Annotated in this window: 13 protein-coding genes; 4 read left to right on the top strand and 9 right to left on the bottom strand. The window is 64.4% G+C overall.

Annotated elements, in window-relative coordinates; genetic code table 11:
- The first annotated feature begins 3 nt into the window (after positions 1-3).
- Genes EKN06_RS06375 through EKN06_RS06365 form a run of 3 tightly spaced genes read left to right on the top strand, consistent with a single transcriptional unit; the run spans position 4 to position 2,038 of the window.
- On the top strand, positions 4-792 hold the full coding sequence (locus EKN06_RS06375; protein WP_127612076.1) for a hypothetical protein: 789 nt from the start codon (positions 4-6) through the stop codon (positions 790-792).
- A 37-nt stretch (positions 793-829) separates the two neighbouring features.
- Positions 830-1,465 (top strand): CoA transferase subunit B, encoded by a 636-nt coding sequence (locus tag EKN06_RS06370; RefSeq protein WP_127612075.1) that lies wholly within the window; start codon positions 830-832, stop codon positions 1,463-1,465.
- 36 nt (positions 1,466-1,501) lie between these two features.
- A complete protein-coding gene (locus EKN06_RS06365; protein WP_127612074.1) occupies positions 1,502-2,038 on the top strand; it encodes a glutathione peroxidase in 537 nt (178 codons plus the stop codon).
- A 13-nt stretch (positions 2,039-2,051) separates the two neighbouring features.
- On the opposite strand, the gene EKN06_RS06360 is transcribed toward EKN06_RS06365, so the two are convergent.
- The 8 genes from EKN06_RS06360 to hisS all read right to left on the bottom strand — a co-directional run bounded on the left by EKN06_RS06360 (position 2,052) and on the right by hisS (position 11,775).
- On the bottom strand, positions 2,052-3,812 hold the full coding sequence (locus EKN06_RS06360; protein WP_205693837.1) for a bifunctional metallophosphatase/5'-nucleotidase: 1,761 nt from the start codon (positions 3,810-3,812) through the stop codon (positions 2,052-2,054).
- 66 nt (positions 3,813-3,878) lie between these two features.
- A complete protein-coding gene (locus tag EKN06_RS06355; RefSeq protein WP_127612073.1) occupies positions 3,879-4,568 on the bottom strand; it encodes a lysozyme in 690 nt (229 codons plus the stop codon).
- An 87-nt stretch (positions 4,569-4,655) separates the two neighbouring features.
- Positions 4,656-5,903, bottom strand: a complete 1,248-nt coding sequence (gene metK / locus EKN06_RS06350) for a methionine adenosyltransferase (protein ID WP_127612072.1) — start codon at positions 5,901-5,903, stop codon at positions 4,656-4,658.
- Positions 5,904-5,946: 43 nt separating this feature from the next.
- Positions 5,947-7,551 (bottom strand): apolipoprotein N-acyltransferase, encoded by a 1,605-nt coding sequence (gene lnt, locus EKN06_RS06345; RefSeq protein WP_127612071.1) that lies wholly within the window; start codon positions 7,549-7,551, stop codon positions 5,947-5,949.
- A gap of 33 nt (positions 7,552-7,584) precedes the next feature.
- On the bottom strand, positions 7,585-8,313 hold the full coding sequence (locus tag EKN06_RS06340; RefSeq protein WP_127612070.1) for a DUF4167 domain-containing protein: 729 nt from the start codon (positions 8,311-8,313) through the stop codon (positions 7,585-7,587).
- 296 nt (positions 8,314-8,609) lie between these two features.
- Entirely contained in the window at positions 8,610-9,464 is an 855-nt protein-coding gene (gene prmC, locus EKN06_RS06335) for a peptide chain release factor N(5)-glutamine methyltransferase (protein ID WP_240654647.1), read from the bottom strand.
- Between the two features lies 1 nt (position 9,465).
- Positions 9,466-10,539, bottom strand: a complete 1,074-nt coding sequence (gene prfA, locus EKN06_RS06330; RefSeq protein WP_127612069.1) for a peptide chain release factor 1 — start codon at positions 10,537-10,539, stop codon at positions 9,466-9,468.
- Between the two features lie 6 nt (positions 10,540-10,545).
- Positions 10,546-11,775, bottom strand: a complete 1,230-nt coding sequence (gene hisS / locus EKN06_RS06325; RefSeq protein ID WP_127612068.1) for a histidine--tRNA ligase — start codon at positions 11,773-11,775, stop codon at positions 10,546-10,548.
- Positions 11,776-11,965: 190 nt separating this feature from the next.
- Here hisS and ppa point away from each other — a divergent pair, with 190 nt between their 5' ends.
- Complete coding sequence (gene ppa, locus EKN06_RS06320; protein WP_127612067.1) at positions 11,966-12,505, top strand: inorganic diphosphatase; 540 nt, start codon at positions 11,966-11,968, stop codon at positions 12,503-12,505.
- Between the two features lie 6 nt (positions 12,506-12,511).
- Here the strand turns inward: ppa and EKN06_RS06315 are convergent, their stop codons facing one another.
- Entirely contained in the window at positions 12,512-13,936 is a 1,425-nt protein-coding gene (locus EKN06_RS06315; RefSeq protein WP_240654646.1) for a mechanosensitive ion channel family protein, read from the bottom strand.

Here is a 13,936-nt window from a genome sequence, read left to right as displayed (position 1 = left end):
GGCATGTTGCTGGCCAGCGTCGCTGTGGCTGGAGCGCTGAGTGGTTGCGTCGCGGCGGCAATCCCCGTGCTGGCGAGCGGTGTGCTGACCACCAAAGCGGTGGGCAAGTCCGACACCACATCGGCCGATAGTGCTGCCAGAACCGGGCAGGTGGAAAGCGTAGCAGTTATCGCTCAGCCCGTTGCCGCCCAGCCCGCCGCCCAAACACGCCCCGGCCTCGGTTCGCCGGTCGCCGCCAACCGGACGGAGGATTTCGTCCGGATGGCCCTGTTCGCGGTCGGTAACAAGGAAAGCGGGCTTTCGGTCATCCCCGATCCCGCGGCAAGCGCGGATGGGCCGTTGCTCCTGACTTGCTCGTCCAGAATACCGGCGATCCTCGTCGATCTCGATCCGGGCGATATCGCGCTGCGGCTGGATCAGGGCGCGCCAGTTGCGGCGCCTGGGCTTGCGCCCGCGCTGGCGACCGCGCGAGCGCAGGGATTGGCCGTGCTGTGGACCAGCGTCCTCGATGAAAACCGGGCAGGCGACATTCGCGACGCGCTGGCGGCAAGCGGGCTGGACCCTGCCCGCCGCGATGCGCTGTTGCTGACCCGCGATCCCGCCGAAACCAAAACGGAGCGCCGCAATGCCGCCGCCGGCGAATGGTGCATCAAGGCCATCGTCGGCGACCGCAAGGGCGATTTCGACGCGCTGATGGATTACCTGCGCGATCCTGATGCACCCACCCCATTCGACGAACTGATCGGCAACGGCTGGTTCGAACTTCCCCCACCCATCGAATACGCCGCCTGACGGCGCGTCTCATTCGTTTCGACAAGGAGAGACCACAATGCCCTGGACCCGTGACGAGATGGCCGCCCGCGCCGCCAAGGAGCTGGAGGACGGTTTCTATGTGAACCTGGGCATCGGCATTCCCACGCTGGTGGCAAACCACATCCCCGCCGGGATGGACGTGACGCTGCAGTCCGAAAACGGCATGCTCGGCATTGGGCCCTTTCCAATCGAGGGCGAAGAGGACGCCGACCTGATCAATGCCGGCAAGCAGACGATCAGCGAACTTCCTCAAACAGCTTATTTCGACAGCGCCGCCAGCTTCGCGATGATCCGGGGCGGGCATATCGATCTCACCGTGCTGGGCGCGATGGAGGTGGACCAGAACGGCGACATCGCCAACTGGATGATCCCGGGCAAGATGATCAAGGGCATGGGCGGGGCAATGGACCTTGTCGCCGGGGTCAAGAAGATCATCGTCGTGATGGAGCATACGTCGAAGAACGGCGATCCCAAGTTCATCCCGACCTGCACCCTGCCGCTGACCGGCAAGAACGTGGTCGACATGATCGTCACCGATCTCGCGGTGTTCCAGCGCCCCGATCACGACAGCCCGTTCCGGCTCGTCGAACTGGCGCCCGGCGTGACGGCGGAAGAAGTGGCCGAAAAGACCACGGCGCACTACGTATCGTGACAGGCTGATAAGGCCTGACAGCTTGGAGAGATTCCCATGGCACTTTCGAATATTGCCCTCACCCGCGGCGACGGCAGCGCGGACAGCATCGAGGCGCACCTTGGCAAGGTGCTGCTGATCGTCAACGTAGCGTCGCAATGCGGGCTGACCCCGCAATATTCAGGGCTTCAGGCGCTGTACGACAAATACGCGGATCAGGGTTTCGAAGTGCTGGCGTTCCCCGCCAACGATTTCGGCGCACAGGAACCCGGCACGGATGCCGAGATTGGCACTTTTTGCGAAACCAGCTTTGGCGTCACCTTCCCGGTCTTTGCCAAGGCGGGTGTCGTCGGCGCGGACAAGCAGCCGCTCTATGCCGAACTAATCGAAGCCGCCCCGACGAAGATGGGCGATCCCGAAGCGTTCCGCGAAAAGCTGCGCGGTTTCGGCATGACGCCCAATGCCGATCCCGAAGTGCTGTGGAACTTCGAAAAGTTCCTCGTCGGCCGCAACGGCGATGTCATCGCCCGGTTTTCGCCGACGACCGCGCCCGACGATGCCGAACTGATCGGCGCCATCGAAGACGCGCTTTAACCAGCGTTTCGCGTCAGCGGGTCAGGTTCGCCACGCGGTCCGTTACGGGCAGCTGGCGAACCGGCACCGCGCCCAGCCACGATTGCAGCGTATCGAGATCGTTGCCGCCGGTCGTCGTCTGCGTGCCCGTGGTGAACACGGTGAACCCGTCACCGCCTGCGGCAAGAAAGCTGTTCACCGTCACGCGATAGGATTTGAGCGGATTGATGGCTGCGCCATCCAGCGTTGCGCTGACGACTCGGTCGCCCTCTTTCCTTGCGCGATCGTAGCTGAAGGCGAAGCCGGCCGAAGGGGACAGGATCTGCCGTTTGACTGCATTGTCGTTGAACTGCTGTTCAAGCGCGTCGAGCAGCTGATCACCGGTCAGCGTCATGGTGACGAGCGTATTGCCAAAGGGTTGCGCGGCATAAATATCGCCGAAGGTCACAGCGCCATCCGCGTTTGGAGCGAGGCCGGCGCGCACGCCCGAATTGTTCATGAAGGCGATCTGTGCGCCCACGTCCCGGGTGGCGGCCAGCTGGGCATCGGCGATCATGTCGCCAAGCGCGGTTTCAAGGCTGTCGTCGTCGGGCAGGATTGCCTCGTCCGAAAGTCGCCCGACTACGCGCCTCGCGACTTCATCGACCGCCCCCACGTACTGCGCGACATATGCGGTCACGGCGGAATCCGGGACGATCAGGCCCAGCGATGCGTGAACCGGCAAAGGCGTACCGTCCTTAGCCATGCCCTCGCTCTGCACCACGATGTTGCGTGCGGAACGGGCGACAACCGCGTTGGAGACCGGGTCGATGGTCAGCGCGATATCGGTGACGAGCGAACCGCCGTATCCAGCACTGGTGACAAGGAAGGGGCGCGCCTGATCAATGGTGGCAAAATCGCAGACATAGGCAAAATGCGTGTGGCCCGAAATCACGAGGTCGACGCGCGGGTCCAACCGGGCGAGGATCGGCAGCAGGTCGCCCGACACACTGTTGCAGCCGTTCGCGTCCGATCCGGGGTCGGTATATAGCCCCTGATGGATTGTGACGACGATGGCGTCGGCGCCCCTTATGACGAGTTCGTCCACGGCGCGGTTGATCGCATCCGATTCGTCCCCGAACGTCAGGTCGGCGACACCGCTTGGCGTGACGAGATCGGGCACATCGCGCAGCGGCAGCCCGACGACGCCGACGGTGACCGAGCCTTCCCCTTCACCAAACTGCTTGAGGCCATAGGCCGGGAATAGCGGTTCGCCGCCGGGGCCGATGACGTTGGCGGCAAGGAACGGGAACTGGGCGCCCGCGAAATCCGGTTCCACCGCACAGGGTTCACGCAAGGTGAATTTCTCGCACCCGCCGTCTTGGATGCGCTTCAGCTCGCGCCAGCCCTTGTCGAATTCGTGGTTGCCGACTGCGTTGAAATCCACCCCGATCCGGTTTGCGACACCGATCGCAGGTTCGTCGAGGAATGCTGCGGATTCCAGCGGGCTCGCCCCGATCATGTCGCCCGCCGAAATCACCATCGAATAGGCCGACTGCGCACGAATGGCGGCAATGGCAGAGGCAAGCCAAGCCGCTCCGCCAGCGGGAGCCTGCACGACCTTCCCGTCGGGCGTCATCACGTTGATCGGGCTTTTCAACGGGCGCAAATTGCCGTGAAAATCGTTCATCCCCGCGATGCGGACCGTGACCGGCTGCGGCGATGAAACCGGCCCTGTCCGCTCTGTCCCGGGCAGGGTCGCGCATGCCGAAATGGTGAGGGACAGGGCGGCGAGGGGAAGCAGCGGTCGAATCATGTCCGGCCAGCCATAGGGCCCCCGCCGCCCCGCGTCAGGTGCGAAAGCGCGGCATGCGACGAAGCGTCAGCAGGTGAACAGACGAGTGAACCAGTTCTCGCCGGATTGATCGCTGTTATCGGCGCACTGTTTGGTCGGCCCTTGATCAAACTCAGCCCCCGTCGGTTCAGCATCGCGCGCCGGGCCGCCCCCCAGCAGCAGCGTCAGTGTGTCGAGCATCGGGTGCCGTTTCCCTCGCGTGGGCTGGTATGACGGCTTGGCGACTTCGTAGACGATCGCCGTGCCGTCTCCTGCCCATCGCGCTTCGAAGAACAACGCCTGCTCGCGCTTGCGCCTAGTGGCGAGGCTGGCCGGGCGGCACCAGTCGAGCATGGCCCGGCGCGCGCGCTTGCGGTCGCTTTCGCGCAAGTGGCGCATCCATTCGGCCCGCCCGATTGCCCCGGTGTTCCAGTGAAACGAAAGCGCGGCGGCCAGCTCGTGCTCTTCGGGCCGCACTGCGCCGAATGCGTCGAGCACGGCGGGCAGGTAGCGGTTCTGCAAGGCCCAGAGATAAACCTCGAGACAACGGGACAGCGGTTGCGGCTGGTCGCGATAGCGCCCGACGCGATGGCCCGATGCGTCGGTTATCCCCACGCTCCACGTCCAGACACCCACCGAATCGCGATAGGCTTCGCGGACCAGCCCTTCATGATGGATCAGTTCGGCGGCGATGCGTGGCGTGATCGTGGGGTGCGCGGGATCGTAAAGGTGGGACATTGGGCGGGTCTCCGTGAAATAGGAAACCCGCCCAATGGTGCGTGCCCGATGTTGTAGGAAAATAAAATCTAGGCGCGGCGGCCCGGTTTAACGGCCCAGCGCGGCGTTCAGTTCGCCGATCAGGTCGGTCGCTTCCCACGGGAAGAAGCCATCCTGTGCCGGACGCCCGAAATGTCCATAAGCTGCGGTACGCAGATAGATCGGGCGGTTCAACTTGAGCCGGGTGCGGATGCCGCGCGGGGTCAGCCCGCCAAGGCTTTCGATGCTGCGGATCGCGTTTTCCAGCGCCTCATCCGTCACGCCTTCGGCACAAGTGCCGTGCGTGTCGACATAAAGCGACAGCGGGTGCGACACGCCGATCGCATAGGACAGCTGGATCGTGCAGCGCTTGGCAAGGCCCGCCGCAACGATGTTCTTGGCCAGATAGCGAGAAATGTAGGCAGCCGACCGGTCGACCTTCGTCGGGTCCTTGCCCGAAAACGCGCCGCCACCGTGCGGTGCCGCGCCGCCGTAAGTGTCGACGATGATCTTGCGGCCGGTAAGCCCTGCGTCGCCATCGGGGCCACCGATTTCGAACGAACCCGTCGGGTTGATGTGGTAATCGGTTTCATCCGACAAGAGATTGTGCGGCAGGATGTCCGCGATCACGCCCCTGACGTAGTTTTTCAGTTCCGCCTCGCGCTCTCCGCTGTCGTAACCCGGCTTGTGCTGCGTGGACACGACGACGGCGGTACATGCGGTGGGGACGCCATTTTCGAACCGCAGCGTGACCTGGCTCTTGGCATCGGGTTCCAGGAACGGGGCCGCACCCGAATGACGATCCTTGGCCAGCCGCTGCAGGATCTTGTGGCTGTAATCCAGCGTGGCGGGCATCAGGTCGGGCGTTTCGTCACAGGCAAAACCGAACATGATGCCCTGATCGCCGGCACCCTCGTCCTTTTCCGAATCGGCATTGGAATCAACACCCTGCGCGATCTGGACCGATTGGCCGTGAAGGAAGTTTTCGAACCGCAGGCGCTCCCAGTGAAAGCCGTCCTGTTCGTAGCCGATCGTGCGCACGACATCTCGCGCGGCCTTTTCGATCTCTTCCTTCGCGCCGGGCGCCCAGTAGCCGTTGGCGGCCCATTCCTCGCGCGCGGTGTCGTACATCGGCTTGCAGCGGATTTCGCCCGAAAGCACGACAAGCTGCGTCGTGGTCATCGTTTCGCAAGCGACGCGCGCTTCTGCATCCTTGGACAGCATGAGATCGACGATGGCGTCGGAAATCTGGTCGGAAACCTTGTCAGGGTGACCTTCGGATACCGATTCAGATGTGAAGAGGAAGTTGTTGCGCATGGGTTTCCCGAAAAGTCGTATAAAGGTTTCTTTATATGGTGCTTTAGCGGCGGGCGCGGCGACTGGCAACCACTGCCGCGACAAGCAGCAGCATCGCCCAGCCAAGCGGCAACAGATTGCCTGTCCGCGCAAAAAGCGTGGGTGCGAGCGCAGGCGGAACCTTGCCGTCAAGGCGGCGCGCTTCATGCAATCCCGCATGGTTGCGAACCACTCCGCCCGCGTCGATCACCGCGCTGATGCCGGTGGTGGTCGACCGCAGGATGGGCAGCCCTTCCTCGATCGCGCGAAGCCGTGCCTGGGCAAGGTGCTGCGGCGGACCCCAGCTGCCGAACCAGCCGTCGTTCGATGGGTTGAACAGATAGTCGGGCCGGCTGTCGCGGTCCACGACTTGACCCGAAAACACGATTTCATAGCAAATCTGCACGCCCGCGCGGCCCCATTTGCCAAGATCCATGGTGCGTGGCCCCGGCCCGGCCCTGAAATCGAGCGTTCCTGCCACCAGCCGCGAAAGGCCCAGCGGTTCGAGCAGCGAACGCATCGGCAGGTATTCGCCGTAAGGAACAAGGTGCGCCTTGGCATAGCTACCGGCGATTCTGCCATCGGCAGCCACGGCGGTGACGACGTTTTCCGCTCCGACCGCCCGGGTTGCTCGCGCGTCCATCACCAGATCCACGGTACCGGTCAGCAGGATTCCGCCCGGCCCGACGACATCGCCAAGGCGTCTGCGCGCAAGTTCGGGATCGGCGGCATATGTAGTGGCGATGTAATAGCGGCGTGGGTAGCCGGTGCGCAGGAAATCCGGAACGCCCGATTCGGGCCAGAGGAACAGTGTGGTTTGCCCGGCCGGCACCGGATCGCCCGACAGGACGGCAGTCTGGACGAAGTTCGCTTCGTAATGCTGCGGATCGTTGAGCACTTCCTGACGGATGTCGGGCTGGACCAGCCGATAGGGCAGGGTGCCTTCGCCTTGACCGGGTGCGGGAAAGGGGGCGACCATCAGCCCGACAGGCACCAACGCAGCCGCAATGGCCGGGGCGACCTTGCCCGTTTTGAACGCATGCACGGCCCACAGCCATGACGCGGCCAACAGCACTACGATGGCCGAAAGGGCATATGTGCCCAGCCACGGCGCGAGAAGCGCGAGGCCAGGCCGTGCAAATCCGCCCAGCGTCACGACGCCCAGCGGGTTCCATGCAAATCCGGTGAACACCCATGACCGCAGCCATTCCGCCACGATCCACGTTCCGGCAAAGGCGGGCACCAGCACGGCCAATCCGCCGCGCCGGGCGATAAGCCATGCGCCGATGGCGGCAATCGCGGGATATATCGCGAGGAACAGCGACAGCAGGAACACCGCGATCCAGCCCAGCCATGCGGGCATTTCAGCCTGATACGTAAAGGCGGTCGCGATCCACGTGTTGCCGACCCAGAAGTGACCGACGCCAAACAGCCAGCCCAGCAGCATCGCGCGCCGCGCGCCTTGCGCAAGGGACAGCAGATGCAGCAAGACCGCCAATGCGACGAGCGTCAGCGGCCATAGGGCCAAGGGCTGAAATCCCGCTGCCGCCGCCGCGCCCGACAGGAACGCGGCGAGCGGGGCAGGACAGGATCGCAGGATATGCACGGCCCGGGTTTTCGAAACGATCATCACGGGCGCCGAATAGGGCTTTGCGCCCGGTTGTCAGCCGTTGACCGCCTGTTTCACGTCAGCGCCATCGTCGACCCCATCGGGCTTCACCTTGCGCGGGCGACCGCGACGCTTCGGCTTGTCCTCGATCTCGCCGATCGCGGGCGGCAGCGCCTGCGGGTCGAGGCTACCGTCGTTCCTGACGGCTTCCTCGGTCTCGCTTCGAACGGAACCGCCTTCGTCTTCCCTTGGGCGGCGCGGTCGCCGCGGACGGCTTTCGCGATTATCGCGATTATCGCGGGTAAAGGGGTTTTCCTCGGCACTGTCGTTCCGACGGCGCGGACGCTCGGAACTCTCGCTCTCGGCATCCCGGTCGTTGCGACGTTGCGCGCGTTCGGCGCTTTCGATCTCCGCGTCCCGTTCGTTGTCGAGATCCTGCGTGTAGCCTTCGCTCTCACGCTCGCCCTCACGATCGTTGTCACCGTCGCTATCGTTGTCGTTGCGGTCGAAACGCTCGCCGTCGCGGCGTTGGCGCTGTTCGTCCTGACGCACCTTGCCGTCCGCGATCACGCGAAAATAGTGGTCCGCGAACTGCAGGTAGTATTCTGCCTGCACGCGATCGCCGTTGCGATGCGATTCTTCCGCCATCTTCTTGTACTTGTCGAGCATCTGCGGCGCGTTTCCACGCGCGCGACTGTCGATCCGGTTAACGGGTTGGCCGCCACCGGGCGCCCGGTTGTTACGGCCGCGTCGGCGATTGTTGCCACGATTGTTGTTGTTCAAAGTATGACTGTTCCCTTGTCCGGCGCGGGCGTTTCATCGCCTCAGCGCGCACCCAGTCGGTAACGCCCGGAGCGAAATGCAACGGACGGGCCTTTTCAGGCCGACCGCCCCAAGTTCGATTCGCGAGGCGACAGACCCTCTCCACGGTCCAAGATCGAACCTGCCCAAGGCAGGCACCGACGGTTCGGAACGGAAGGATAGACAGGCGGGACGGGAATTTTCGTCCATCCGCATGTCCAGCTTCGGGGTTATCGGCAAAAACCGGTCCTGCCAACCCCCATTCGCGAAATGGTTGTTCAAGCCTTGGAAAACAAGAGCGCGCGAGGATGGCCCGCAAGGTCGCTGTGGAGTGTTGCGATGAGCCCTGCCGCCAGCGCGATGGCAGTCACCGCCGCCGCCTGGCGAGAACCGATTTCAAACAGGGCGATGCCCCCCGGCGTCAGCAGGGCGGGCACTTGCGGGACCAGCGCGCGATAGGCGTCGAGCCCGTCGGCCCCAGCGAACAGCGCCTTGGCCGGTTCGTGGGCGCGGACATCGGGGGCAAGATCGGGGTCGGCATCCTCGACATAGGGCGGATTGGCGAGGATCAGGTCGAACCGGCCCAGCGCGTCGGCCCATCCCGGCATGGTCCAGTCGCCCGCCTGCATGTCGGCACGCGTCGCCATGCCGAGCCTGCTTGCGTTGCCAAGCGCCACTGCCAGTGCGGCGGGGCTGCGTTCGATGCCGATGCCCTGCGCCTGTGGCCATATCGACAGCGCGGCCAGCAGCAAGGTACCCGGCCCGGTCCCGCAATCGAGGATGCGCGACGGGGGCTTGCCCGTCAGCGCCTCTCGCGCCGCCTCGATCAGGGTTTCACTGTCGGCGCGCGGGATCAGGACATCGGGCGTGATTGCAAAGCTGAGGCCGTAGAACTCTTGCTCTCCCACAATCTGCGCGACCGGCTGGCCCAAAAGGCGGCGTTGCAGCAGCGGGGCGAACCCATCAGGCACCGCGTCGAGCGAATGGCGCAACAGCATGTCGGATCGGCTGGCACCCAGCGCATGGGCCATCAGCAGTTCGGCATCGAGCCTTGGGGTCGTGCTGACCGGTTCCAGCGCGCGGGCGGCGTCGCGCAGCGTTTCGGCCACGGTCATGCCGCCGGCGCCCGTCATGTCAGGCCGGCTCGTTCTGCGCCGAAAGCCGCGCGGCCTGATCTTCGGCGATCAGCGCGTCAATCAGTTCGCCAAGGCCGGTTCCCTCCAGGATTTCGGGCAGCTTGTGCAGGGTGAGGCCAATGCGGTGATCGGTCACGCGCCCTTGCGGGAAGTTGTAGGTGCGGATGCGTTCGGAACGGTCGCCGCTGCCGACCATGGCCTTGCGCGCCTCGGCCTCTGCGCCGTGGGCTTCGTCGCGCATCTTTTCGTACAGCCGCGCGCGCAGGACCTGCATCGCCTTGGCCTTGTTCTTGTGCTGGCTGCGTTCGTCCTGTTGCGTCACGACGATGCCGCTGGGCAGGTGGGTGATGCGCACCGCCGAATCGGTGGTGTTGACGTGCTGCCCGCCCGCACCCGATGCGCGATAGATGTCGATCTTGAGATCGCCGTCGGCGATCTGCACGTCGACTTCGTCCGGTTCGGGCAAGACTGCGACGGTCGCGGCGCTGGTGTGGATGCGCCCGCCGCTTTCGGTGACAGGCACGCGCTGGACACGGTGGACCCCGCTTTCGAACTTCAGCTTGGCAAAGACGCCGGTGCCGCGAATGGTGGCGACCACTTCCTTGAACCCGCCAATGTCCGATGCGTTCATCGAAATCGTTTCGACCTTCCACCCCTGTTCGGCGGCAAAGCGTTCGTACATGCGGAACAGATCCGCGGCGAACAGCGCGGCTTCGTCCCCGCCGGTGCCGGCCCGGATTTCCAGCATCGCGGGGCGCGCATCGGCCGAATCGCGGGGCAGCAGCGCGACGGCAAGGCGTTGCTCCACCTGTGGCAGTTCGCCTTCGATCCGGGCGATATCCTCTGCCGCCATCGCCTTCATTTCGGGATCTGCCAGCATGGACTTCAGATCGGCCAGCTCGGCGCGCATCGCCGCGACATGGGCGGATTCGCGCGCGACAGGTTCCAGTTCGGCATAGTCGCGGCTGGCCTGGACGAACTCGTCGCCTTCAAGCGTGCCTGATGCCAGCCGTGCCTCAAGCTCGGAAAAGCGGTGGGCGATCTGGGAAAGGCGTTGGTCGGATACCTGCATCGGCGATCAGTCGGCCAGCGCCGCCTCGATCGTGGCAGCCATGTCGCCTTCGGCCTTGATGCGGGTGGCGACCTGACCGTCGCGGATCGACAGCGCATAGATCGCCTTTGCGCCCTGCTTCACCGCCTTGTCGAAGCGTTTGCGTGGTGAGCCGCTGGCGAAGAGTTCGGCGCTGGCGCCCGAACGACGGAGGCGGGACACGGCGGCGACGCCATCATTCATCGCGGCATCGTCTTCCACCACGACGATCACGTCGGTAACGGCTTCGGTCCGTTCTCCGACCAGCATGGCCAGCCTCTCGATCCCTGCGGCCCAGCCGACAGCGGGGGTGTGCGGGCCGCCCAGCGCCTCGATCAAACCGTCATAACGGCCACCGCCCAGCACGGTCCCTTGCGCGCCCAGCCGGTCGGTCACGAATTCGAACGCGGTGTGGCGATAATAATCTAGCCCGCGCACCAGCGAATCCATCCGGTTCCACTTTACGCCAGCGGCATCGAGGCCGGACGTCACCGCGCCGAAGAACTCTTGCGCTTCGCCCGAAAGGAACTGGTCGATCTTGGGCGCGCCATCGACGAACGGGCGGTCGCGGCGGTCCTTGGAATCGAGGATGCGCAGCGGATTCCGCTCCAGCCGGTCCTGCGAATCTTCCGACAGATCGGCCCGGTGGTCGCGGAAATATTCGACCAGCGCGGCGCGCCACGCTTCGCGGCTGTCGCCATCGCCCAGCGTGTTCAGTTGCAGCGTCACGCCGTCCGCTATGCCCAGCTCGTGCAGCAGCTGGTCCGCCATGACGAGCAGCTCGACGTCCGCTTGCGGTTCGGCCGCGCCGATCACTTCGGCGTCGATCTGGTGAAACTGGCGATAGCGTCCCTTTTGCGGGCGTTCGTACCGGAACAGCGGCCCGTGGGTCGCAACCTTCAGCGGGGCGTACTGCTTCCACCCGTCGGTCAGGTAGGCGCGCGCCATTCCGGCGGTAAATTCTGGGCGCAGGGTCAGCGATTCGCCGCCGCGATCCTCGAACGAGTACATTTCCTTCGAAACGACGTCGGTCGTCTCGCCAAGGCTGCGCGAAAAGACGCTGGTCTTTTCGAACACCGGCATTTCCACCCGGCGAAAGCGGTAAAGCCTGCGCACGCGTTCGAAAGTCTCGACGACAAAGGCGAAGGCCTCCGCCTCGTCGCCGAAGATGTCCTGGGTGCCGCGGATCGGCTGGGGTGTTTCGATGGGGCCGCTCATGGTCGCGCGCCTTAGCGCCGTTCCCTTCGCGAGGGAAGCGCCCGAGGCGAACCGATGTCCCGACGCTTCTTGCGAATTAGACCAAAGCGGGCCTTGGCGCGACCGGCCCCGCGCGCTAGAGGCGGCGCAACGCCGTGGCTGTGCTGCAGTGCGGCATGACCATCAAGCTTGCGAGACGACAGGAAATCTCATGCAGATCGACAAGATTCCCATCGGGGACAACCCGCCCGAAAGCCTTAACGTCATCATCGAAGTGCCCACCGGCGGCGAGCCCGTGAAGTACGAATTCGACAAGGAATCGGGCGCGCTGTTCGTCGATCGCATCCTGCACACGCCGATGCGCTACCCCGCGAACTACGGTTTTGTGCCGCACACGCTTTCGCCCGATGGCGATCCGCTCGACGCGCTCGTCATCGCGCGCAGCCCGTTCATCCCGGGCTGTGTCGTTCGCGCCCGCCCCATCGGCGTGCTGAACCTCGAAGACGAACATGGCGGCGACGAAAAACTCATCTGCGTGCCGGTCGACACGACGTTCCCGTATTATTCCGATGTCGGCGAAACGAAGGACCTGCCCTCGATCATCTTCCAACAGATCGAGCACTTCTTTACCCACTACAAGGATCTCGAAGCCGAAAAGTGGGTGCGCGTCGGCCTTTGGGGCGACGCGGCGGAAGCCAAGCGTATCGTGATCGAATCGATCGATCGCTATAACGAGAACAAACAGGCCTGACGGCCCCTATTCGATCGGCTTGCTCGCATCGAGCAGGTCGGTTTCGCCGCCCGCAGCCCGCTCTCGGTCCACCAGGTCCGAGACGTGGGTTTCGGGCGCCGTGCTGTCCGAAGCCGCTGCCGTCCGTGGTTTCCGGCTTGGCTTTTCGGGTTGCGCCACTTCGCGATCCGGTCTGTCACGCACTTCTTGCGGCGTGCCGGGCAGAGGGGCGCTGCGCGGGTCGATGCGCAGGCGATAGATCGGTTCGGGCAGGGCGAAGCCGTTCGTTTCCAGCGCCGCCTTCGCCGCCTCGATCGCGAGCGATCGCGCCTTGTGGTAATCGGTCTGCGACTGGTCGATCCAGCCCAGGAAGGTGAGGACGATGTTCGAATCGCCAACTTCCCGGATGCGGGCGCCCGGTTCGGGGTCGTTCAATACGAAATCGAGCGCTGACAGCGCCGCGACGCCGACCGCCATCGCATCCAGCGGATTGTCGTCGGCATCGACGCCAAGATCGAATTCGAAACGCCGCTGCGGATTGCGGGTGTAATTCAGGATCACCGCCTTGAAGACGGTGGAATTGGGAATGCGCAAGTGATTGCCGTCCAGCGTCATCAGTACAGTGGCGCGGCTGGTCAGGCGGATGACGCGGCCCTCGTTCCCTTCGATTACGACGAGATCGTTGGCCCGGAAAGGCTGACGCAGCGACAGCATGATCGACGAGATGTAATTGTCGATGGTGTCGCGCACGGCAAAGCCGATGGCGATGCCGATGACCCCTGATATACCAAGCAGTGCACCCAGCAATGCCGTCGCGCCCAAGATTTTCAGCGCGAGGTAAAGTCCGGCCAGCACGCCGACGAACCGGATTGCGCTTTGCAGGAGTTCGGCGATGAACGGATTGGGCGTGATCCGCCGCCACAGCGAATTCAGGCCCGACACCCAGCGAAACAGCACCATCACGATCGCCGCGATCACCAACGCCACGGCGAACAGCGGCAGCATCCGCCAAAGCTTGCGCGCCTCGTCGATGATTGCCGAAATAGTCGGCGCAAGATTCCGGTCGACGGCAAGATCCCGCTCTATCGCGTTGTCGACCGTCACGACGCCGGCAACGCGCGACGCGATGGTTTCCGCCTGTTTTGCGTCCGAGGCGGATGCGACGCTGCCGGTGAGCGTCACAACGCCTTCGTTCGCTTCCACCTCGACCGCACCCAATGCGTCGATTGCGGCAAAGATCGCGCCGATGCGTTCGGCGATGCGCGCGTCGGCGTCGGCGTCGCGTTCTGTCTCGATGGCTGCCGTTGGCGGGGTGGGGGTAGTAGTTTCCTCTGCCACATCGGGTATCGCGGCAATGGCGGCCCATGCCGGATATGGCGCCGCAAGCGCCGTTACCATCGCCAGCGTCAACGCAGTCAGCATCAGGCGGGCAGTGGCGAACATGGCCCGCAT

This window comes from Croceicoccus ponticola (assembly GCF_004004515.1).
GTDB lineage: Bacteria > Pseudomonadota > Alphaproteobacteria > Sphingomonadales > Sphingomonadaceae > Croceicoccus > Croceicoccus ponticola.
Note: the sequence above shows the minus strand (reverse complement) of the source record. Positions and strands in the feature narration are given on the sequence as shown.

Bases quoted from the DNA above. Each gene is read 5' to 3' on its own strand.
- EKN06_RS06375 (WP_127612076.1), top strand. From the start codon at position 4: ATGTTGCTGGCCAGCGTCGCTGTGGCTGGAGCGCTGAGTGGTTGCGTC.
- EKN06_RS06370 (WP_127612075.1), top strand. From the start codon at position 830: ATGCCCTGGACCCGTGACGAGATGGCCGCCCGCGCCGCCAAGGAGCTG.
- EKN06_RS06365 (WP_127612074.1), top strand. From the start codon at position 1,502: ATGGCACTTTCGAATATTGCCCTCACCCGCGGCGACGGCAGCGCGGAC.
- EKN06_RS06360 (WP_205693837.1), bottom strand. From the start codon at position 3,812: ATGATTCGACCGCTGCTTCCCCTCGCCGCCCTGTCCCTCACCATTTCG.
- EKN06_RS06355 (WP_127612073.1), bottom strand. From the start codon at position 4,568: ATGTCCCACCTTTACGATCCCGCGCACCCCACGATCACGCCACGCATC.
- metK (WP_127612072.1), bottom strand. From the start codon at position 5,903: ATGCGCAACAACTTCCTCTTCACATCTGAATCGGTATCCGAAGGTCAC.
- lnt (WP_127612071.1), bottom strand. From the start codon at position 7,551: ATGATCGTTTCGAAAACCCGGGCCGTGCATATCCTGCGATCCTGTCCT.
- prmC (WP_240654647.1), bottom strand. From the start codon at position 9,464: ATGACGGGCGCCGGCGGCATGACCGTGGCCGAAACGCTGCGCGACGCC.
- prfA (WP_127612069.1), bottom strand. From the start codon at position 10,539: ATGCAGGTATCCGACCAACGCCTTTCCCAGATCGCCCACCGCTTTTCC.
- hisS (WP_127612068.1), bottom strand. From the start codon at position 11,775: ATGAGCGGCCCCATCGAAACACCCCAGCCGATCCGCGGCACCCAGGAC.
- ppa (WP_127612067.1), top strand. From the start codon at position 11,966: ATGCAGATCGACAAGATTCCCATCGGGGACAACCCGCCCGAAAGCCTT.
- EKN06_RS06315 (WP_240654646.1), bottom strand. From the start codon at position 13,936: ATGCGGGCCATGTTCGCCACTGCCCGCCTGATGCTGACTGCGTTGACG.